Origin of the sequence: Pseudoalteromonas sp. NEC-BIFX-2020_002 (assembly GCF_013002825.1) — a bacterium.
In the GTDB taxonomy this organism is placed as follows: domain Bacteria; phylum Pseudomonadota; class Gammaproteobacteria; order Enterobacterales; family Alteromonadaceae; genus Pseudoalteromonas; species Pseudoalteromonas neustonica.
On record NZ_JABEPJ010000015.1, the window covers coordinates 83,683 to 104,426 of the forward strand.

General features: G+C 40.1%; 19 protein-coding genes and 2 pseudogenes. 9 read left to right on the forward strand and 12 right to left on the reverse strand.

Going from position 1 to position 20,744, the window contains the following annotated elements:
• The first annotated feature begins 108 nt into the window (after positions 1 to 108).
• Positions 109 to 1,035 (forward strand): universal stress protein UspE, encoded by a 927-nt coding sequence (gene uspE / locus HJP15_RS16160; RefSeq protein WP_054453367.1) that lies wholly within the window; start codon positions 109 to 111, stop codon positions 1,033 to 1,035.
• 81 nt (positions 1,036 to 1,116) lie between these two features.
• On the forward strand, positions 1,117 to 2,025 hold the full coding sequence (gene ttcA / locus HJP15_RS16165; RefSeq protein WP_170174144.1) for a tRNA 2-thiocytidine(32) synthetase TtcA: 909 nt from the start codon (positions 1,117 to 1,119) through the stop codon (positions 2,023 to 2,025).
• 50 nt (positions 2,026 to 2,075) lie between these two features.
• On the opposite strand, the gene secF is transcribed toward ttcA, so the two are convergent.
• The 3 genes from secF to HJP15_RS16180 all read right to left on the reverse strand — a co-directional run bounded on the left by secF (position 2,076) and on the right by HJP15_RS16180 (position 5,413).
• Positions 2,076 to 3,002 carry a protein translocase subunit SecF gene (secF, locus tag HJP15_RS16170; RefSeq protein WP_170174145.1) on the reverse strand — a complete coding sequence of 309 codons (927 nt, stop codon included), beginning with the start codon at positions 3,000 to 3,002 and terminating at the stop codon, positions 2,076 to 2,078.
• On the reverse strand, positions 2,999 to 4,843 hold the full coding sequence (gene secD, locus HJP15_RS16175) for a protein translocase subunit SecD (protein WP_170174146.1): 1,845 nt from the start codon (positions 4,841 to 4,843) through the stop codon (positions 2,999 to 3,001). The genes secF and secD overlap by 4 nt, the downstream gene beginning before the upstream one ends.
• A 93-nt stretch (positions 4,844 to 4,936) precedes the next feature.
• On the reverse strand, positions 4,937 to 5,413 hold the full coding sequence (locus HJP15_RS16180; protein WP_054203505.1) for a hypothetical protein: 477 nt from the start codon (positions 5,411 to 5,413) through the stop codon (positions 4,937 to 4,939).
• 134 nt (positions 5,414 to 5,547) lie between these two features.
• Between HJP15_RS16180 and HJP15_RS16185 the strand changes: the two genes are divergently transcribed.
• The 4 genes from HJP15_RS16185 to HJP15_RS16200 all read left to right on the forward strand — a co-directional run bounded on the left by HJP15_RS16185 (position 5,548) and on the right by HJP15_RS16200 (position 11,742).
• Entirely contained in the window at positions 5,548 to 7,299 is a 1,752-nt protein-coding gene (locus tag HJP15_RS16185) for an ABCB family ABC transporter ATP-binding protein/permease (RefSeq protein WP_054203677.1), read from the forward strand.
• A gap of 131 nt (positions 7,300 to 7,430) precedes the next feature.
• Entirely contained in the window at positions 7,431 to 9,494 is a 2,064-nt protein-coding gene (locus HJP15_RS16190; RefSeq protein ID WP_170174147.1) for a M13 family metallopeptidase, read from the forward strand.
• Between the two features lie 184 nt (positions 9,495 to 9,678).
• Complete coding sequence (locus tag HJP15_RS16195) at positions 9,679 to 10,392, forward strand: YebC/PmpR family DNA-binding transcriptional regulator (protein WP_054203503.1); 714 nt, start codon at positions 9,679 to 9,681, stop codon at positions 10,390 to 10,392.
• Positions 10,393 to 10,467: 75 nt separating this feature from the next.
• A complete protein-coding gene (locus HJP15_RS16200; RefSeq protein WP_170174148.1) occupies positions 10,468 to 11,742 on the forward strand; it encodes a leucine-rich repeat domain-containing protein in 1,275 nt (424 codons plus the stop codon).
• Between the two features lie 255 nt (positions 11,743 to 11,997).
• Here the strand turns inward: HJP15_RS16200 and HJP15_RS16205 are convergent, their stop codons facing one another.
• The 4 genes and pseudogenes from HJP15_RS16205 to HJP15_RS16220 all read right to left on the reverse strand — a co-directional run bounded on the left by HJP15_RS16205 (position 11,998) and on the right by HJP15_RS16220 (position 16,140).
• Positions 11,998 to 13,026 (reverse strand): alpha/beta fold hydrolase, encoded by a 1,029-nt coding sequence (locus HJP15_RS16205; protein ID WP_170174149.1) that lies wholly within the window; start codon positions 13,024 to 13,026, stop codon positions 11,998 to 12,000.
• Between the two features lie 245 nt (positions 13,027 to 13,271).
• Positions 13,272 to 14,090 (reverse strand): alpha/beta fold hydrolase, encoded by an 819-nt coding sequence (locus HJP15_RS16210; RefSeq protein ID WP_054203500.1) that lies wholly within the window; start codon positions 14,088 to 14,090, stop codon positions 13,272 to 13,274.
• 283 nt (positions 14,091 to 14,373) lie between these two features.
• Positions 14,374 to 14,754: a hypothetical protein gene (locus HJP15_RS16215; protein ID WP_170174150.1), complete on the reverse strand. Its 381-nt coding sequence runs from the start codon at positions 14,752 to 14,754 to the stop codon at positions 14,374 to 14,376.
• 303 nt (positions 14,755 to 15,057) lie between these two features.
• A pseudogene (locus HJP15_RS16220) lies at positions 15,058 to 16,140 on the reverse strand (transposase).
• A gap of 292 nt (positions 16,141 to 16,432) precedes the next feature.
• Here HJP15_RS16220 and HJP15_RS16225 point away from each other — a divergent pair.
• From HJP15_RS16225 to HJP15_RS21980, 3 genes are all read left to right on the forward strand, one after another.
• Complete coding sequence (locus HJP15_RS16225; RefSeq protein ID WP_249365882.1) at positions 16,433 to 16,816, forward strand: hypothetical protein; 384 nt, start codon at positions 16,433 to 16,435, stop codon at positions 16,814 to 16,816.
• Positions 16,809 to 17,012 (forward strand): helix-turn-helix transcriptional regulator, encoded by a 204-nt coding sequence (locus HJP15_RS16230; protein ID WP_054203496.1) that lies wholly within the window; start codon positions 16,809 to 16,811, stop codon positions 17,010 to 17,012. Before HJP15_RS16225 ends, HJP15_RS16230 begins: the two co-directional genes overlap by 8 nt.
• Positions 17,013 to 17,371: 359 nt before the next feature.
• Positions 17,372 to 17,470, forward strand: coding sequence for a hypothetical protein (locus tag HJP15_RS21980; RefSeq protein ID WP_349304636.1), 99 nt, complete (start codon positions 17,372 to 17,374; stop codon positions 17,468 to 17,470).
• A 261-nt stretch (positions 17,471 to 17,731) separates the two neighbouring features.
• Here the strand turns inward: HJP15_RS21980 and HJP15_RS16240 are convergent, their stop codons facing one another.
• The 5 genes and pseudogenes from HJP15_RS16240 to HJP15_RS22215 all read right to left on the reverse strand — a co-directional run.
• Positions 17,732 to 18,058 (reverse strand): DUF7716 domain-containing protein, encoded by a 327-nt coding sequence (locus HJP15_RS16240; RefSeq protein WP_170174151.1) that lies wholly within the window; start codon positions 18,056 to 18,058, stop codon positions 17,732 to 17,734.
• A 156-nt stretch (positions 18,059 to 18,214) separates the two neighbouring features.
• Positions 18,215 to 18,475, reverse strand: a complete 261-nt coding sequence (locus HJP15_RS16245; RefSeq protein WP_170174152.1) for a Txe/YoeB family addiction module toxin — start codon at positions 18,473 to 18,475, stop codon at positions 18,215 to 18,217.
• Complete coding sequence (locus HJP15_RS16250) at positions 18,472 to 18,723, reverse strand: type II toxin-antitoxin system Phd/YefM family antitoxin (RefSeq protein WP_054203493.1); 252 nt, start codon at positions 18,721 to 18,723, stop codon at positions 18,472 to 18,474. Before HJP15_RS16250 ends, HJP15_RS16245 begins: the two co-directional genes overlap by 4 nt.
• Before the next feature lie 346 nt (positions 18,724 to 19,069).
• A complete protein-coding gene (locus HJP15_RS16255; protein WP_170174153.1) occupies positions 19,070 to 19,663 on the reverse strand; it encodes a hypothetical protein in 594 nt (197 codons plus the stop codon).
• 213 nt (positions 19,664 to 19,876) lie between these two features.
• A pseudogene (locus HJP15_RS22215) lies at positions 19,877 to 20,744 on the reverse strand (transposase); the annotation flags it as partial.

Below are 20,744 nucleotides of genomic sequence, written 5' to 3' on the forward strand. Positions count from 1 at the left end.
CATAAAGTATGCTGTTACTTTAACTACTCGCTATTTACGTTACACTCTAATGAGTCTGAAATGTAAATTATATCCTTCGATAGGTATACAGTAGTTAAGGAACAGCTCATGAACACCCTCAAACGCATACTTGCCGTTATTGACCCAACCGTTGATTCTCAGCATGGTTTATCTCGCTCTATTGATTTAGCCAAAAAGTCTGGTGCCGTTATCACTGCTTTTATGAGCATTTACGACTTTTCATATGAAATGACAACTATGCTCTCTGGCGATGAGCGCGAAGCAATGCGTAATGCCGTGGTTAAAGATCGCCAAGCATGGCTTGATGAAATTTTAGCCCAATACCCTGACATTAAAATACAAAGTAAAGTTGTTTGGCATAATCGCTCTTATGAAGCCATTATAGATACAGTGATCAGCGAGCAATTTGATATCGTCATTAAAGGCACGCATAAACATGACACTCTTAAATCTGTTATTTTTACCCCAACCGACTGGCACTTGATCCGAAAATGCCCAGCACCTGTGTTACTCGTAAAAGAACATGCGTGGCCAGAGAACGGGAATATTCTTGCAGCCGTAAACGCAATTAGTGAGAATGAACAGCATCTTGCACTTAACAACCGAATTATTAAAGATGCCCAATTTTTATGTGAACTTGCTAACGCAAAATTAAGCCTTGTGAATGCTTATCCAGCAACGCCTGTAAACATTGCGATCGAAATACCTGAGTTCAACCCAAGCGTATATAACGAATCAGTCAAAAAGCATCATATAGAATCCACACATACGCTGGCTAGCAAACATAATATTTCACACCAAGCGTGTGCCATTGAGGAAGGCTTACCCGAAGATGTTATTCCTGATGTTGCTGCGCGTTTAAATAGCGAATTAGTGGTTATTGGTACTGTAGGGCGCACTGGGTTAAGCGCTGCATTAGTGGGAAATACAGCCGAGCATGTAATCGATAGCCTCGATTGCGATGTATTAGCGCTTAAACCCGATGGCTACGTCAGCCCATTAACAAAAAATTAAGCTATAAATATGTTTTGAGCATTGCTGCTTTCGGCGTATAATGCGCCCCTTATTTTTACGCATAGTTCACAAGGGGGCGTAATGTCGCATTCTGTTCAAGCCAAAGCTCAACACAGCTTATCTAAGTTACAAAAACGCTTACGTCGTCAAACCGGTCAAGCGGTTATGGACTTCAATATGATTGAAGAAGGCGACCGTATCATGGTCTGCCTATCTGGTGGCAAAGATAGTTACACCCTACTTGATATGCTTAAACATCTCCAACGTGTTGCACCAATCAAGTTCGAGCTGTTTGTTATTAACCTTGATCAAAAGCAACCAGGGTTTCCTGAACATGTGTTACCTGAGTACTTAGATACTCAAGATATAGAATATAAGATTGTTGAAGAAGATACCTACAGCATCGTCACTGATATTATTCCTGAAGGCAAAACCACCTGCTCTTTATGTTCGCGTTTACGCCGTGGTATTTTATACCGCACTGCAAACGAAATGGGCGCTACCAAAATAGCGTTAGGCCATCACCGTGACGACATGATTGAAACACTGTTCTTAAACATGTTCTACGGCGGAAAACTTAAAAGTATGCCAGCTAAATTAATGAGCGATAACGGCGAGCACATGGTTATTCGTCCGCTAGCTTATTGTAAAGAAACTGATATAGAACAATACGCCATCAGTCAAGCATACCCTATCATTCCATGTAATTTGTGTGGTTCGCAAGAAAACTTACAACGTAAACATACCAAAGCAATGCTAGCTCAGTGGGATATAGAGCACCCAGGGCGTGTTGAAAGTATTTTTACTGCGATGCAAAATGTCACCCCATCGCACTTAGCGGATAATAAATTATTTGATTTTAAGAATTTAAAAACGGGTGAAGTGATTGACGGTGGGGATATCGCATTAGATAAACCTGAGATCCCAAAACAGCCTTCACAAGACTCGCAGCAAGATACTGCCGAAGTCGTTACTATTAACCTTAGTTAATAGTCATAATACTAAAAACCGCAGCTTATTCGCTGCGGTTTTTATTTATTTTAAGGCATATCTAGCAAAGTTTGGCTTTTTTCATCCAATTTAGTTTGATAATCCTCATGTGTTAAACCTAGTAATTGCGGCAATGTCACCGCAATACAAATAGAGGATAACGTCCCTACTAATATCCCTGTAAATAGTGCAATTGCAAAACCTTCTAATGGCGCTCCCGCTAATAGCCATACGCTTGCAACTGTCGCCAGTGTCGTTCCTGAGGTGATCAAAGTACGCGTTAAGGTGCTTTTAATTGACTCGTTAATAACAGTATTAACACTGGTTTTTTGCATTTTTGTATCTAAGCGTAACAATTCACGCACCCTATCAGCCACAATAATTGAATCATTTAATGAATAACCAATAATGGCTAACAAGCTTGCTAATACCGTTAAATTAAAATCAAGTTGCAGCCATGCAAAAATACCCACTACGACAATTACATCATGCATTAAGGCAACCACCGCGCCCAATGCTAAACGCCACTCAAACCGCAGTGCCAAATAAATCATGACCGCAACCATTGCACAGAACAACGCTAAAAGACCTTCATCAAATAACTCGTCACCAACTTGCGAGCCTAAATAAGACGATGACACAACCTGAACACCTAACGTATCGTCTTGCGTTAATGATTCTAGCCATGGCGTATTGCTTGCCTGCGCTGATTCTCTTAATTGAAAATGTTGGTTAGATTGCGCACTTAAAGTAAACTCATCGGGGTGGTAATGGCTTAGCTTCTGCGCCATTTGAGCTTCACTCATCGCTATTGATGTCGTAAATTCAGTTAAATAACCACCTGTAAAATCAAGACCAAAATTGAGCCCTTTTGTCGCAATACCCGTCACTGAAAAAATAATAAGTAAAATGCTAAATACTAAACCCGATAAGCGTAAGGTGGTGCCCGTTTTTATTTTAGAGTAAGTTTTTTTCATGCCTGTGCTCCTGTTTTGCTCGTTAATTTAAGATACACAGCTTGGCTTAACGCCTTTGAAACATAAACACCTGTAAATACACTCGTGATCAGACCAAGCGCAAGCGTGATCGCAAAGCCTTTAATCGGCCCGTAACCAATGCTAAATAAAATAATTGCAGTGATCATGGTCGTAATATTGGCATCAAAAATAGTTGTAAATGCTTGCTGATAACCCTGCTCTATCGCTTGATATGGTGCACGCCCTTTACGACGCTCTTCTTTAATACGTTCAAAAATAATCACATTCGTATCTACAGCCATACCAATGGTCAGTACTAAACCCGCGATCCCAGGCAAGGTCAACACAACCCCTGGTAACAGTGACATTAAGCCAACCAAAGCTGTTAAATTAAGCACCAGTGCGACATTAGCCACCAGCCCTAAGCCACGATACCAAATAGCCATAAAAGCAAGTGTGATCCCCATTCCCAGCATCAGCGCAGCTAAACCATTCGTGATGTTTTCAGCGCCAAGACTTGGCCCAATCGTTTGTTCTTGCACAATTGTGACAGGCGCAGTTAATGAACCTGCACGTAGTAACAATGCTAAGTCTTGCGCTGCTTGTGGGCTTTGCATATTAGTAATACTGAATTGACGACTTAAATGCTGAGCAATATTTGCCACATTTATCACTTCGCTTTTTTTGACCACCTCACCCTGCGCATTTTTATAATATTCAGAATACACAGTGGCCATTGGCTTACCGATATTGCGTTTTGAAAACGCTGACATCGCCTCCCCACCTTGGTTATCTAAGCTCAATTGCACCAAAGGTTTCCCCCATTCATCTCGCCCAGAGTGAGCATTATTAATATGCTGGCCTGAAAAAATAACAATGGGATCTAAATTAATCGTCCCGCCATTTTGTAAATCAAAGGTTTTACCGCCGATCTCTTTTAGCTGATAAAAATCAAGAGATGCCGTAGCGCCAATAATTCGCTTAGCTTCTGCAGGATCTTGCACACCAGGTAATTCAATCCTAATGCGCTGCTTGCCTTGGCGTTGTGTGAGTGCTTCGGTGATACCAAGCTCCTCAATGCGCCCTCTAAGCGTTGTTAATGTTTGACTCATAACCTCTTTATTAAAAGTGCTACTTCCTTGTTCACTAAAACTAAACGCCACTGTGGTCATACTTCCTTGTGTTTGCTTAGTTGCAACTAAGCGCTGAAAACGTTTTAGTACTTGCGCTTGTACGCCAATCAAGCTCTCTTTTGCACTGCGTAAAGCATGTAGCTCAAAACCTTGTTCGTTTTTTTGCACTCGAACACCCCGTGCTTTTTCATCACGAATAATGCTTTTTGTTTGCTCGTAAGCGCTATCTAGCTGCTCTTGTTGCGCTTTTACTAAATCCACATCCAAAACAAACAATACACCTCCGTTTAAATCTAGGCCTAACTTTATCGGTTCTAAACCAAGCTGTTGTAACCAAGCAGGGCTTGTTTGATGAGTTACTATTTTTACATCAAAATAAGGATATTCACTTTTCAATGCCTGCTGCGCTGCCGCACTTTTGGTAGGCACTTGCAGCAACACATTAATAGAGGATGAATCCGATTTTGACCCCAAGGTGGATTGATCAACCATAAAGTTATGCTGATTTAAAAAGTCGATGACTGATTTTTGTGAAGGTATATTCTTAATTAACTGCGACTGACTCTCAATAGAGATATTAAGCCATGACTTAGAGGGGTATAAATTTGGTAACGCACTAACAGCTAATAATAGTAGTGCAATGAACATTGCTACATAGCTAATTTTAAAACGCTGTAATAGCGGTTTCTTTAATGATTTTTTTAACATAATTCGTCCTTTAAACCGGCGCGCGCACCGATTTCACGCCATGCAGGCGCATTAATTTATTTGTTGTTCAAACTGAAAAATTATAAAGAAAAATTAAATATGGTAGGTACGCGTTGCACTATATTGTAAATTAGCGTCTTTCCAGCCGCTTATACGTGACTTTTTGCCTTCATAAACAATAAACCAAGGAGATATAATGGGTGGCTCAAGGGGGCGTAAATAAAGCTCACGCGCAAGACTTGGGGCAAAAAATTCAAATATAGTTTCATAGTTTGGTTCAACTTGACGTTGATATAAAAACAAAGATGAGTTATTTGCCGTTAAACGAGGCTGTAAAGCTTTAAAACCTAAATCTTCAGGCTGTTTTTTAACGCTATTTTTTACAAATGCAGATTTTGAAACAGATAGGTAGGAGTTTATAATACTATCTGGTGTATTATCTAACACAGACAGCACGTTAACATTATTCTTTTGCACAACATCGTTATTACCGTCAACAGCATTTGCCTGCACACTAAATAGCGCAGCAAATAAAATTAAAGCAGTGATAAATAAGCGAAGTTGAGTCATTTTTTAATCTAAAGTAAGTTACCCCACTATTATTGGGTGTCTATTAGTAAGATTCAATAGCTCTATTTAACTTTCAAGGGAAAATCATGCGCGGTATGGGCAAACGTACGCAAACGAGTAAACATCCAGATGCAATGAACCTAAAACAAAGCATTCTTACATTGTGGCCATACCTTGTGGTATTTAAAGGCCGTGTAACACTTGCTGCATTAGCTTTGATTGCCGCAAAAGGTGCAACTTTACTTATGCCATGGGCGCTGAAAGAAATAATCGACAGCGTAGATGCTAACCTACAAGACATTATGCTAGTGCCAGTCGCATTACTATTACTGTACGGTGGGCTGCGCTTTGCAAGCGTATTTTTTGGTGAAGTACGCGATGCCTTGTTTGGCCGCGTCACTGAGCATGCCATGCGTCATATTGGTTTAAAAGTATTTAAGCACCTGCACTCATTAGAGCTGGCATTTCATCTTGATAGACAAACTGGCGGTATAAGCCGTGACATTGAACGCGGTACCAGCGGGTTGAGTTTCTTAATGCGATTTTTAATGTTTAATATTATACCTACGCTATTTGAAATTCTGATAGTCGCGGTTATTTTTGCTACTTTATTTTCGCCTTGGTTTGCGTTAGTCACCTTACTCGCAGTTGCACTTTACATCACTTTTACAGTGGTCGTTACACAATGGCGAAACCGCTTTATTCGTGAAGCTAATCAAGCAGATAACAACAGCAATACCCGTGCCATAGACAGCTTACTAAATTACGAAACGGTAAAATATTTTAATAACGAAGAATATGAAGCCTCAACATACGACACTTTTTTAGCTCGTTGGGAACAAGCACGATTAAAAAACCGCTTATCGTTACTTGCGCTTAATTCTGGCCAAGCCTTGATCATCGCCGCAGCTATCACGGTACTCATGTGGCTAGGCGCGTTAGAGGTCGTCACTGGCACACTAACAATTGGTGAATTAGTGATGATCAACGCCTACATGATCCAACTATTTTTACCTCTGAACTTTTTAGGGTTTGTGTACAGAGAAATACGCCGCGCCCTCACTGATCTTGAAAACATGCTAGGGCTATTAACACGTAAACCAAGCATTAATGATGGTCCTGGAGCAGAACCTTTAACATTAACACAAGGCGCTATTCGCTTTGAAAATGTTAAGTTTCATTATGACAGCGATCGGCCAATTTTGAATGAGTTGAGTTTTAACGTGCCAGCAGGAAGTAAAGTCGCCGTTGTCGGTGCCAGTGGCGCAGGTAAAAGTACCCTTGCTCGCCTGCTCTATCGTTTTTATGAACTCAACAGCGGCGCAATCTATATTGATGAACAGCCCATCCATAAGGTAACACTGGCAAGCCTAAGACAAGCCATTGCTATTGTGCCCCAAGATACCGTGTTATTTAACACCACTATTGTAGAAAACATTGCATACGGTCGCCCAGATGCCAGCGCAGATGAAATAAACAAAGCAATTGATATGGCCCATTTAAGGGCGTTTATTAACAGCCTAGATAAAGGTGACCAAACGCTTGTAGGTGAACGTGGATTAAAGGTATCAGGCGGTGAAAAGCAGCGTATCGCAATCGCACGGGCTATTTTAAAAAAATCCCCTATTTTAATTTTTGACGAGGCAACATCTGCTTTAGATTCACACTCAGAGCAAGCCATACTCAGTGCAATGCGTGAAGTAGCCAGTGAACATACAAGTATTGTCATTGCTCATAGACTATCCACTATCACGGATGCTGACACCATAATCGTGCTCAAAGCAGGCCAAGTCATCGAGCAAGGCAAGCATGATGACTTACTCGCCCTGCAAGGTGAATATGCCCGCATGTGGGAATTACAGCAAAAACAATCAGACAATGCATAAAAGGCTGGTTATTTTATCGTGCGCAGAGGTGATTCGCCTCAAAAAAATTGTCTGGTTGTTAGTATTCCTTAACAATCAAAATAGACACAAATTTACGTATTAATAAAGTTAACGTTCAGGGGAACAACACAATGAAGAAGAACCTAATAGCAGCGGCATTAGCTGCCACCTTTATTACAGGCTGCTCAACGCCTGAGACAACAAAACAAGAGCAACAAATAGTTGCTGCTACAACAAAAGCAGAGCTAGGTAGCTTTGGTGTTGATTTATCAGCACGTAATGAAGCAGTTAAACCTGGTGATGATTTTTTTATGTACGCCAGCGGTACATGGTACGACAACTACAGCATGCCTGCTGATAAAACTCGTTATGGTGCATTCTCTGCACTTGCTGATCGCAGTGAAGAACGCGTTAAAACAATCATCGAAGAAATCGCAGCACGCAAAGATTTAAATGCTGAAGAGAAATTAGTTGCTGATTTCTACAATGCATATATGGATACAGACACTCTGAACAAACTCGGCGTAACACCGATAAAACCACTATTAACAGAGATCAACGCTGTATCATCAACGAATGACCTGACTGAGCTATTTGGTAAATCGTGGCTTACTGGCGTAAAAGCTCCGTTAGGTGGCGGTATGTGGTTTAACCGTTTAGATCCTAACAAATATGAAATGTCTTTAGGTGCTGGCGGTTTAGGCCTACCGGATCGTTCGTTCTACCTTGAAGATTCAGAGCGCTTTGTTAAAACGCGCGCAGCGTATGTCGCACACATTGCTGACATGTTGAAATTTGCTGACGTAAACAACGCAACCTCTCGTGCTCAAGCAATTCTTGCGCTTGAAACTAAAATTGCACAAGGTCACTGGCCTCGCGAGAAACGTCGTAACCGCGATATTACATTAAACCAAATCGACCGCGCTGAACTTACTAAAGCGTACCCTGGTTTTAACTGGGATTTATATTTTGCACAAACTGGGTATAAAGTACCGCAGTTAAATGTATCTCAACCAGAGCCAATTAAAGCCATGATTGACTTGATCAATCAAGAAGACCTAGCAGTATGGAAAGATTATTTAACGTATCACGCCCTAAGCGGTAATGCTGATTTACTCTCTGAAGATATTTTTAATACTAACTTTGCATTTTACGGTAAAGAACTAAGCGGACAACAAGAGCCTCGCCCACGTTGGAAGCGTGCTATCAGCCAAATGTCGAGCACTAACTCGCTTGGATTTGCTATTGGTAAAGTCTATGTAGCACGTTATTTCCCTGAATCTTCAAAGCAACAAATGTCAGAGCTTGTTGAAAATTTACGCACGGCATTGGGTGAGCGCATTGATAACCTAGACTGGATGGGTGCACAAACCAAAGTTAATGCACGTGCAAAATTAGCCGCCTTTGTACCAAAAATTGGTTACCCTGACGTATGGCAATCGTTTGACGGCTTAAGCATTAGCGATAACGATTTGATTGGCAACATTAAAAACATGCGTGAGTTTTTTCAAGCCGAAAGTGTTGCAAAAGAACTTAAGAAAACAGACCGCAACCGTTGGGGCATGACACCCCAACGTGTTAATGCTTATTACAACAGTTCATTTAATGAAATTGTATTCCCAGCAGCCATTTTACAACCACCATTTTTCGATCCAAATGCAGACGCCGCGGTAAACTACGGCGGTATTGGTGCAGTTATCGGCCATGAAATGGGCCATGGCTTTGATGACCAAGGTTCAAAATCTGATGAAAATGGTGTGCAACGTAACTGGTGGACAGACGCTGATCGCGCCGCTTTTGACGCTAAAGCAGACCAACTTGCCGCACAATACAGTCAATACGAACCTATTCCTGGAAACTTTGTAAACGGGCGAAATAGCTTAGGTGAAAACATTGGTGATGTGGGCGGTTTAGCCATGGCATATCACGCCTACAAACTTAGCCTAAACGGCAAAGAAGCGCCTATTATTGATGGTCTAACAGGTGATCAACGCTTCTTTCTTGCATGGGCACAAGTATGGAAAGAAAAACGCACCGAACAAAGTATGTTAAACCAACTACGTGGTGGCACACATGCACCAGGTCGCTTTAGAGCCCAAGCACCGCGTAACCACGACGCATGGTACAAAGCATTTAATGTACAACCAGGTGACGCTTTGTATTTACCTGAAGACCAACGTGTCCGCATTTGGTAATTAAAAGATCTTTATAATATAACCCGCAAGCGCGGGTTATATTTTTTTAGTCCCTTAATCAAACAACTTCCCCACCTCAAGCTATTTTAATTGCCACTGATTTCTGTATTTCCAAGCGACTAGGGTATAGAATACCGCACAACAAAATTTATACTTTCAAAAACATATTTAAGGCGAAACGCAGATGGGAAGAGCTTACCAAAACAAAAAAGATTCAATGGCTAAAACTGCGGGTGCTAAAACTAAAGTTTACTCAAAGTACGGTAAAGAAATTTATATTTGTGCTAAAAATGGCGGTACTGATCCTGATGGCAACTTATCACTACGTCGTTTAATTGAACGCGCTAAAAAAGATCAAGTACCTGCGCACGTTATTGACCGCGCAATCGATAAAGCCAAAGGCGGCGGCGGTGAAGATTACTCAGCAACACGTTACGAAGGCTATGGCCCGGGTAACTGTATGATTATTGTTGATTGCTTAACCGATAACAACAAACGTACTTTTGCTGACGTACGTGTATGCTTTACTAAAGCCAATGCTAAAATTGGCGCACAAAACTCGGTTTCTCATTTATTTGATCACCTTGCAATTTTTGTATTTGACGGTGATGACGACGAAGCCGTGCTTGAAGCGTTAATGATGGCAGACGTTGATGTTACTGACGTAGAAGTTGAAGCAGGTAAAGTGACTGTTTTTGCACCGCACACAGAATACAATAATACCCGCACTGCCCTAGAAGAAATGGGTATTACTGAGTTTGACGAAGATTTAATCTCTTTTGTTCCACAAATTGAAGCGCCGATTGAAGGTGAAGATGTTGAAGTAATGGAGCGCTTTTTAGCTATGCTAGAAGATTGTGACGACGTACAAAACGTATATCACAACGCACAGTTTTAATTTTATTGAATAAAATGATTACTAAGGCCAACTAAATTGGCCTTTTTATTTTTTAATTACAAATGGATGTGCATTTTGAATACCCTAGAAGATCTTCGCGCTGGTAAATTAGCTGGTGCAACACGTCTACAACTAGTTGAAGAGTTAACCACATTTCCAGACGAAATTTTCACCCTTGCCGATACCCTCGAAGTACTCGATTTATCAAACAATAACTTAGCTGACTTACCTGATGAATTTGCTAGCCTCGTAAAACTAAAACGCGTGTTTTTATCATTTAATCAGTTTAAACATATTCCGGCAGTATTAGCTAAATGCCCTTCGCTTATTATGATTGCGTTTAAAGGCAATCAAATAACTGAATTTGCAGAGCATAGTTTGCCAACCTCAACCCAGTGGTTAATATTAACTGACAACCATATTGAACAGTTACCTGAGTCTTTTGGCGAACTTACGCAGCTTCGTAAACTGGCTCTGGCAGGTAATCGACTAACAACCTTGCCATGCAGTATGCAACACTGCAAAAGCCTTGAGCTGGTGCGCTTATCAGCCAATAACTTAACCCATATTGATGACTGGTTATTTGAATTACCAAAACTCACATGGCTTGCATTTGCAGGTAACGACTTTAATAAAGCCCAAAGTTTACAGCAAGTATCACTCACTGAAGCTCAGCTTGAAGCGTTTTCTTTAGTTGAACAAATTGGTGAAGGCGCTTCAGGCATAATTCATTTAGCTAAATGGCAAAACAATAATGTCGCGTTAAAGCTATTTAAAGGCGCGATCACGAGTGATGGCTACCCGCTTGACGAAGTTAGTTGCTGTTTACAAGCCGGCGAGCACAATAATCTTATAAACGTACTTGCTTATATCAATAACCCACTGCAACTTGGCTTGGTTATGGAGTTGATCAGTAAAGATTATCAAAATCTTGGTTTACCACCATCACTTGAAACCTGCACCCGCGATACTTTTGCCAAAAACACTGACTTTAGTGCAAATGAAATTACCTTAATTGCACAGCAGATGATCCATACACTTGCCCATTTACATGCTAACAACATAAGTCATGGCGATGTATACGCGCATAATATTATGGTAAACGCAGACCATAACGTGCTTTTTGGCGATTTTGGTGCCGCAACAAATTTGACGACATTAACCGGCTATCAACGTAAGCAAATGCAGCTTATTGAAGTAAGAGCGATTGGCTGTTTGATAGATGATTTACTTAATGTATGCAATGAAGTAAGTGCAAGGGTCGATCACTTAGTGATAATTGCGCAGCAGTCTATGAATACAGATATTACAAAGCGATTAACACTTACAGCGCTTACTGAAAAACTATAACAATTATACACGGCTTACTTAACGTGTAAGCCGTGTATTATGTTCAAATATCTGGCTTTAGCTAAATCATGAATTATACCAATCAGAGCGAGAACGAGCCCTCACAAAGTGTCTATCACAATAAACAATAAGTGAGCCTTCCATTTTAATACGCTAGTTTAAAATATTTTGACTAAACCACCTCAAGATACAGGATTAAACGTTATTGATTTTAATTCCAACGACGCTCTCATCTTGATATTGCTGGGTATATACTTAACGCGATAAAAACTTCAACATAGCGCGATTTACTTGTTCAGCCTGATCAACCGTTAAAAAGTGCCCCGCATTTTTTATTTGCTTGGTGTGTCCCTGCACCAGTATTTTCTTCGCCCGCTCAAGGCTATCATTGTTGTTCATCATATCATTATCACCGATTAAAACTAATGTCGGTAAAGTAATCTGTTGCAACTGCTGATCCGAAAATGGTCGTAGTTCGGTTATCAAAGCCGGAACAGGATCATCCTCAAGTGCTGCTACATATTGATCTAAATAAATTGGGTTAATCATATGTGGCCGGCTTGACACACTTTGTAAGCTCTCTTGCACTTCATTGCGATCTGGATTGATAGTAAAAAAAATGCTCGCCAGCAAGTCGCCACTTAATTCTATCCAACCAAAGGTTTGCGCAGGACTTAGTAGCACCAAGCGCTGAATACGCGACTTTTCCCGGGTAGATTCAGCTAGAGTAATGGCGACCGCTTGCCAACCACCACGAGATGCACCTACCAAATGCAAAGAACTCAACTGCAAACGGTCAAATAACTCTTGATACCAACTTACCACCTGATCCATATCGCTAATATCTGCACTTGCACGTGACCCGCCAGAGCCGAGCAGATCATCAATTGCATAAACGCGATAGTGTTCTGCCAGCGCGGCAATATTAGGGTACCACATGGCTGAATTGGCGTGCATACCGTGCAACAGAACCAACGGCTCAGCATCAGCGGGACCTGCTACAATAACCCGAGCTTGACCAAGAGAAGTCGGTACACTCAACTCACGATAAGCGATTGGCCACAAGCTAAGCGCACGTTGATAAAGTTCAGCATTAGACAACTGACTGGCCGATTGTTGTTGTAACTTAACATTCTCAGCGTGACGATCTGGCAATAAATACGCCGCTTCAGCCGAGGTTACCTCAACTTTGTCATCAAACCAATCACAGCCCCCCAGAATGACCAGCACAGTCAATATTACTAATGCCCTTATCAGGCTAATCACCTGCATACTTATTGTCATTTTAACTCCTATGAATCATGTCTTATCTAACACAGAAATAGCTTGAATTAAACCTTTGAAATTTATCATGGTTAATAATTTTCTGTAACTGTGTGAACTGTTTTACTATGGTTAAGATAAGCACAATAATTATCATCATGGACTAAGAGGTGATGCGAATTTTCCACCACTTTGGCCTGTGTGACTTATACGAATGTGCATGTGGTTTAAGCCCAGCCCTATTATTCGAATCATGCTTGTTATATTCAACTTTCGAAGAACTCTCGTATCTCTTTAACCAATGCTTCTGGTTTTTCTTCGATGACCAAATGTCCAGACTCAGGAACTATAACTAACTTAGAGTCTTTAATTTTACTATGAAGCACGTGAGCTTGTTCAACAGGGATCCATTGGTCCTCTTCACCCCACAGAATTAATGTAGGTACATCAAAGCTAGATAACTTATCTTGAAATTCATCCGTATACATTGAATTTGCTTGAGCTATTTGCCTATAAAAAGCTTTCTTACCTTCATCTCCAGACCAAGGGCGGAGAATACCGTCAATTGCTTCCTGAGATAATGGCTGATATGACGCTGTTTTTATATATGCTTGAACGATTGCTGAATGAATGAAATCAGGTACTCCTGCAAAGGCTGCTTCATGCTTTTCAATATGTTTAAAAAATGGAGAGCCCCAAGGAGATAATGCAACTGGATCAATTACGACTATCTTTTTGTACTTTCGTTGATTCAGCAAGTAGTTTCTCAGTACTGTCGTACCCCCGAAATCATGCCCCACAATATAAGGTAACTTTAACTGCCAATGATCTATTAATGAATCTAATAGTTGATTTTGTACTTTTAAAGATACATCCGCATCACCTTTATCTGATTCACCATAACCAAGTAAATCAAAGTAATAGACTGTGTAGTCGCTTGAAAGTGCCTGAATCAAGTGCCTAAGGTTGAAAGATGACCAAGGCGTACCATGAACTAAAACAAGAGGCTCTCCTTTTCCTTCAATCCCATATTTCACTTTTCGACCTTGATACTCGAAAGTATAAGGTAAACTCCAAATGTCCATCGTATCTCCTTGAATATGACGCCGCAATATACGGCAAATTTTGCTGGGCTGATTTTTGCCCGCGCAGCAGATTCCCGAATTCATTATGCAAGGACAAAACAAATTAGACAGCCACTCTAATTGAAGCAACAAAGCTATTCCACTAAATTTACTTTTTAGGTTATGAATTTACCTTTTATTACTGGGCTGCTTTCATTTCGTTATTAGTACTCTTAAGCCTAAATTACGCGCATGGAAAGACTGTATAGTTGCAGTTTTAACTTTTTATTGAGGACTTGGTTTGTTAAATTGCATTTACTTCTCTTCTTTTAAACTTTGCATATAAGAAATTAAGTAATTCAATCACAAAAATACACACCATAATTTTTGTGCCTAATTGAAATGCATGAACTACACCCCAGCCACACCAATCATTGTTATATAGAGCCGATTGATACTTCGCAAATGGGAAGTACATGCTTGTTGAAGTTATAAGTAGCGGTACCCAAATTTTATTCTTGTTTGTTATCGCACGTAAAATTATCGCTAGAATGAGTAAGCCCACCATTAGATAAGTTTGATCTAAAGATTGAGATTTTATCAATTCGTAATCTTCCTTACTTGTGCCGCCAAAACAAGCATGGGCACTTGGTACAAAGAGCAGTAGGAATGATAGATATTTCAATTTGGCCTCATTTGCAATTTAACGAGCCTGTAGAATAACTCGTTTTAAATTTATTTTTATTGATGCATCAACCATAGCCGAGTTCCTATTTTGGTTCAATCAAAACAAATTAGACAGCCACTCTAATTGAGCCAACATCACTATTCCACTAAATTTACTTTTTAGGTTATGAATTTACTTTTTATTAATGGGTTGCTTTCATTTCACCCATTAAATAAGTTATTAGTACTCTTAAGCCTAAATTACGCGCATAAAAATAACTGCATAATTGCAGTTTTAACTTTTTACTGAGGACTTTTAACTTTATGCCAGCAGCTTTTCGCTGTTACTGACGTTGCTACGCCGTTTTCTGCTCAAGTGTTCACTGTAACTCTCTTGTGAGGTCGTCCTACCTACTGCGCCATGAAATACGCGCGTAAATTGTGTCGTGAGTTTTAACCAGTTTTCTGGGGAGATATTGACTCTTTCTAGTAAAGGTAAATGTGTGCTTTCAATATACCCGCGCTTTCCTTCTCGTATACAACGCCCTGTTAATTCAATCAGTTCAAGGTAAGATTTAAGTTCAAACGGCAGGCCTTTTGGCATGATTTGACGTGACATGCCTGAAAATCTTAATAGTTGCTTTGGTTGCTGCCTTCTGTTGCGCTTTCTAATCGTTTTTGCACACTCGTATGTGATGACTCTTCTGGCGTGTTTGCCATTTTGGCCCTGATAGGGTTTAAATCAACGTATGCCATACAGGCTGCTAATGATGCTTCATTAAGAAGCGCTTATGACTGCTTTTTATTTTAAAGAAAGGACCTTCCCACAAAGTTGTAAGGAACAACTTTGAACGCCTTAGGCGGCCCGAAGGGTGAGCGCCATGGACGGCAGCGAATAAAATCGGCCGGTGCAGTTATCTTCTTTATTCGCTTTACGAGCAATGTCTTCATTTAATAGCCGCATAAACCAGCTAATACTTGATAGCCGTTCACGGTATTGGTTTACTGTTTGATTAAAAAAGATAAGTTCAGTTTTACTTAGCTTCTCACCTTGTATGTATCTTTGCGTAAGTACGGTGCCTTTACACAGCTTGTGCCAACGAATAACAATCGCTTTATCATTTAGCCGATTCGCTTTTTTATCATCAACATACAACACTAGGTGCGTGTACTTCAGGCGTCCTGCCTTTCGCCCTTCGGGCCAGCTGCGCTGTTGTTAAATGTTCCTGACATTTTGCTGGTTGCTCATAACAGCATACTCACACACATCAATACAAAATACCTTGCCTAGACTCAGTAGTTTCTCTTCAACCCACCCTCTGCGGTGCTCATAAGACTTCCCTGTAAAACGGTCTTCCCCGCACAAGAAAATTCGGGTTTGTTTTTTGTTTATTTCCTCATTCATTTTCAAATTTCGTCTCTCGTTATTGGTCAAATATTAGCTAAAAATAAAAGAAAGCTTGCCTTTATGTAACCTTTAGGTACCATTGATACCTAAAGGTTACATTTGGTGTATTTAGGTATCACGTGTAACCTTAAACGCAGTCAACACAATACGACATTAATTCGTCGCCAACAGAAAAGGGATATACACAAAGATGGAAAAATCACTATAAGTACCACCAGAAACGGAACAACAATATTTAGCAATTACCGGGAGAATCAGTATTGTACTAGCGCTCTTCCTTTTAGCTCAGGTGTTTTTAACAGTAATTAGTGAAAAAAACTCAGTTATCTATTGGCTATTAGATGTAATTGTATTTGTGAGTATTATTTATTGTATTGTGTTAGTTCTTAAATCGATGAAATTTGCAAAAAATATATCGAGTCTAGGTTACTGGGCGCTGAAATTTAACGACGAGTATGTGGATTATGTCAGTTCGTTCAGCTTGCGTGCTACCTGTCACATTATGGTAGTAGGCGGAATTTTCCTCGCTTATAGTGGCGACAGCAAGTGGTTTATAGAATTTATAGCTCCCTTTGGGCTTACGGATATGCTTCAAGTATTACTTGGCTTGGCAGCAGCCACGCATGGTGTGTTAATTTTGTGGAAACTACGTGAGGAAGGTCTTGATGAATGAAGATTTAGACAACCATCTTCACAAACTTAGATTGCAGCATAAAATTTCTCAGCAAGAGTTAGCAGATGCCATAGGCGTTTCTAGAAAAACCATCAGTACAGTAGAAACCGGGCGTTTTACACCATCGGTGGTAATTGCACTCAGAATTTCGGCTTATTTTGCTGTTTCAGTCGAGCAAATATTTACTTTGAGATAAATTTCTGGCTCGGGAGCTTTTGAAGATGTATTCAACGACGTTTGAGAACAACAAATTATAGGCTTTTGATAAAAAGGGTCTATACACATAATGACTCCCTAATGTCTATTGCCTAAATTAGCCCAACGAATGCTGGGCTATTTAAGTATGGTAACAAACAGCTACAGGTTTTCTACAAATAGCTTATAGATTCTACGATATTAAGTTATCCATGAACTTGGCTGCACGCAGAATGAGATTATATCGGATAGATTAGTATTGTATTTATCTGCGCTCTACTTGGCACAATGTAACTCATTGGGTGTCTAGCAAACTATGGGCAGTCCACTTATCAACTAACAGTAGATTTAGATCATTGGATCCGCCGTAGGATAAGAATGTGCTACTGGCGGCAATGGCGCTCTCTATTAAGGAATAGCCCGTACCAAAGTACGCAGTTTAATGAAATTGGGTGTTAGCGAGCGACTCGCCATAGCCTGTGGTATCACCAGTACCAAAAGTAGGCGCTTGGAAGCGAAGGCCCTTGTAGAAGCTCAAAACAAAAGGAATTAACATTGCATTAGGCAATGATTACTTAGCGTCACAAGGTTTAGTGTCATTGAAAGATGTTTGGATCAATATTCATTACGGGAGATGAACCGCCCATTGCGCTTCCTGTTAATAAAAAGCGCATGATGGGTGGTGTGGGGGCTGGAGGTTAGAGACCTCCGGCTACCCGATTAGCTGTTGATTAGTATAAACGCATCGTTTTCATAGTAATGCATAACAGCACTTAAAAGCTCATTCTGACTATAATCAGGCTTTTGCTCAAGTAAATTACTTTTAATACTTTGAAGATCAGCCACACTAAGAAAGCTTTTATACCCTTTAGCCACAGGATAAATTGGCTCATCGTCGTCATCTCGTTCTTCTTCCGCATCATCATCGATTATAAGAATCAGTGACGACATGCAGATTGAGTTATCAGGATATATATATGCATATAGATTCCATTCGAAAGAGTCAATTTCACTCATAACATTTTCAAGATTTGATTCTAATCGCAAAATACCACCCTAGTAAAAACAGCTAACGCCTGCATAACACGTTTATTACTATGCAAATATACTTGATATTGACGCCTTAAAACGAGAAACACCCGGCAAACTGAGATTGCCGAGTGCAATAAATCGTGTTGATGAGATTGTTAACTGCGCTTCAAATTAATAATGATAGCGACAGGAAATTATTGTCAAATGTGCATCATTAACGGCATAAACTAATCGGTTGGTATCATCAATTCTACGTGACCAAAAACCTGCAAAATTTTCTTTCAATGGCTCAGGTTTACCAATACCTTCGAAGGGAGAACGCTTCGCATCAGTAATTAATTTATTGATGCGTTTCAGCGTTTTCTTATCCTGACCTTGCCAATACAAGTAATCATCCCAAGCATCGTCAGTCCAAGCTAACATTCGACTCATTCAAGTAAGCCTCTTTCCGTAATTTGACCGGTATTGTATTGAGCAATTGATTTGTTTAGATGAGCAGCATTAGCTGGAGAACGAGATAAATAAATCGTTTCCATTAAGCTATTATAATAATCCATAGACATTACAACTGCATCTTCAGAATCTCGACGAGTGATAACTGTGCAGTCCGCATCATTAACTACGCCATCAAGAACAGATTTAAGACCATTTCGAGCTTCAGTAAAAGAAACTATACGCATAATTACCTCTTTGTTGAGTTGTACTTAATATTGAACAAGTCTAACTCATTAAAACTGAAATGTACAATATATTGCACAGGTAACAAAGAAGCAGTTAACGAGGCTGTAGAATAACTCTAACAGCCAAATTCAATTAAAAAACGAGCTCCTATAATTAACTCTAAGCGCTTTTAAAGCACTAAGCAATGCATTTAGGATCCAAAAAACTGGCTGTTTTTCTTAAAAAAGAGTAATTCTGCAGCCACAACGCCGCAAACACGCGGCCAATACCGGAACTTTGATTTTGTGCGAATATCTTCTCGCACAAAACGAAGTGGAGAGTATTGGATCGCAGTGCTTTGCCTTGTTAGAGCTTTGTGCTTGATAGTAATGCATTGATATATTTAACCATTTTTATGCCGGGATAATCTAGATAGCTATCGTCTTTCGGGGAAACACCTCTTTTGTACTTAGGGTATGCTCTACGATAGTAGCAATCCCAGTAGCTATATACCCTCTGCCTTGTTTGTTCGTAGTGAAGGGGATTCTCCGATATATATCTGACAAGATTGTCTTTGTTAATTTTTTCACGGTTTTGGTAAATAACCTCAATGATCTCAACTACATATTCACCTAACAGCTGAAGTATATAGGGCGCTGTGAATGAGTTGTTTGAAGTGACAAATTGCCTTAAGCACTTTTCTCTTACAAATCCATCGTGGTGACGAGAAAACACACAATATATAACTTCTTGTTGTTTTGGGGTCAATTTAGCCAGACGCCCAAGCTGACCTTCGTCCGTATAAATTCTTGTTGGAATAGTTAGAGTGTTCTTTTCAAATTGAATATCAAATGGCATATATGATTCATGCATTGAGCTAAGATAAATTTCGCTTTCAATAAATTTTAAGTCTTTAGCCAGACCGATAGGAAATCTATCCGACAGCTTCTCAATATGCATGATCGTGAGCTCTAACGAGCCTGTAGAATAACTCGTTTTTAATTTATTTTTATTGATGCTTCAACCATAGCTGAGTTCCTATTTTGGTTCAATCGGTTACTTCGATTTTACGTAAATATAAAAAAGAGGATTTGGTGTTGTTTTAATGGACGTTTTGGAAGGTATGGCAGGTGTTTTAGTGGCTTTATTGAGGTTAAAAGGCTTTACCCATTCTTAATGCATCGTGTTTTGTAGCTTTTCTATATTATGAACAAGGCAATACAGTTGCCATTGCGCATTCACTTTCGTTTGTCCGCGTAAGGTCAATTTGTTCATGCCTTTATTGACTGTAATATTCCGCTGTTTATTTAGAGGAAAGCAGGCTCTATACAGCCTAGTCGTTTGCCATTCCTTCAATAAAAAGCTGCCGTCGCCCCATTGGACTGTCTATTTTAACTTTCATTTTGTCGATATAGCTTAGCTTTTTACGTGATTCATCATTTTTAAACTGTACTTGCCGTCCTGTTTTTATTGGTGGCTTTCGCATGCATTGCTGTTGCAGTGGGCATACTTTGCAATCTTTTAAGTAACCGCAGAATCGCGTGTATTCTTGATTGTGACTCTTTACATTAACCCCGCTTCGCCACATACCATTGCCTGCGGGGCAGAGGCAGGTTTGGGTTGTTTCATCATAATGAAAGTCCTCTGAGGTAAATAACCGTGGCTTGCCTTTACTGCGTTTTAGTCGGCGTTTTTCTTGCTCTGTTTCATACGTTTGACTGTCTTTAAACAGCGGGTTTCGTTTTCTAAATTGGTTATCCGCAATATAAGTATCAAAGCCACTTTTCGCCATGTATTCAAGGTTTACTTCGCTGTTAAAACCACTGTCTGCGGTAAATTTGATTGTGTGTTTGTCTGCGGATTTATCTGTGTTCAGTTTATCTAACTGCTGTTTTAATTGTTTAACCGCTGGCTGTAAGGTTTGTTGCTCACCCACTGAGCCCCATGCCTGTGCTTGCAGTATAACTTGGTGCTTGTCGTCATTTATTGCTATCCCGTTGTAGCCTTGAATTGTGCCTTTCGAGGTGGTCATTTTCGCGCT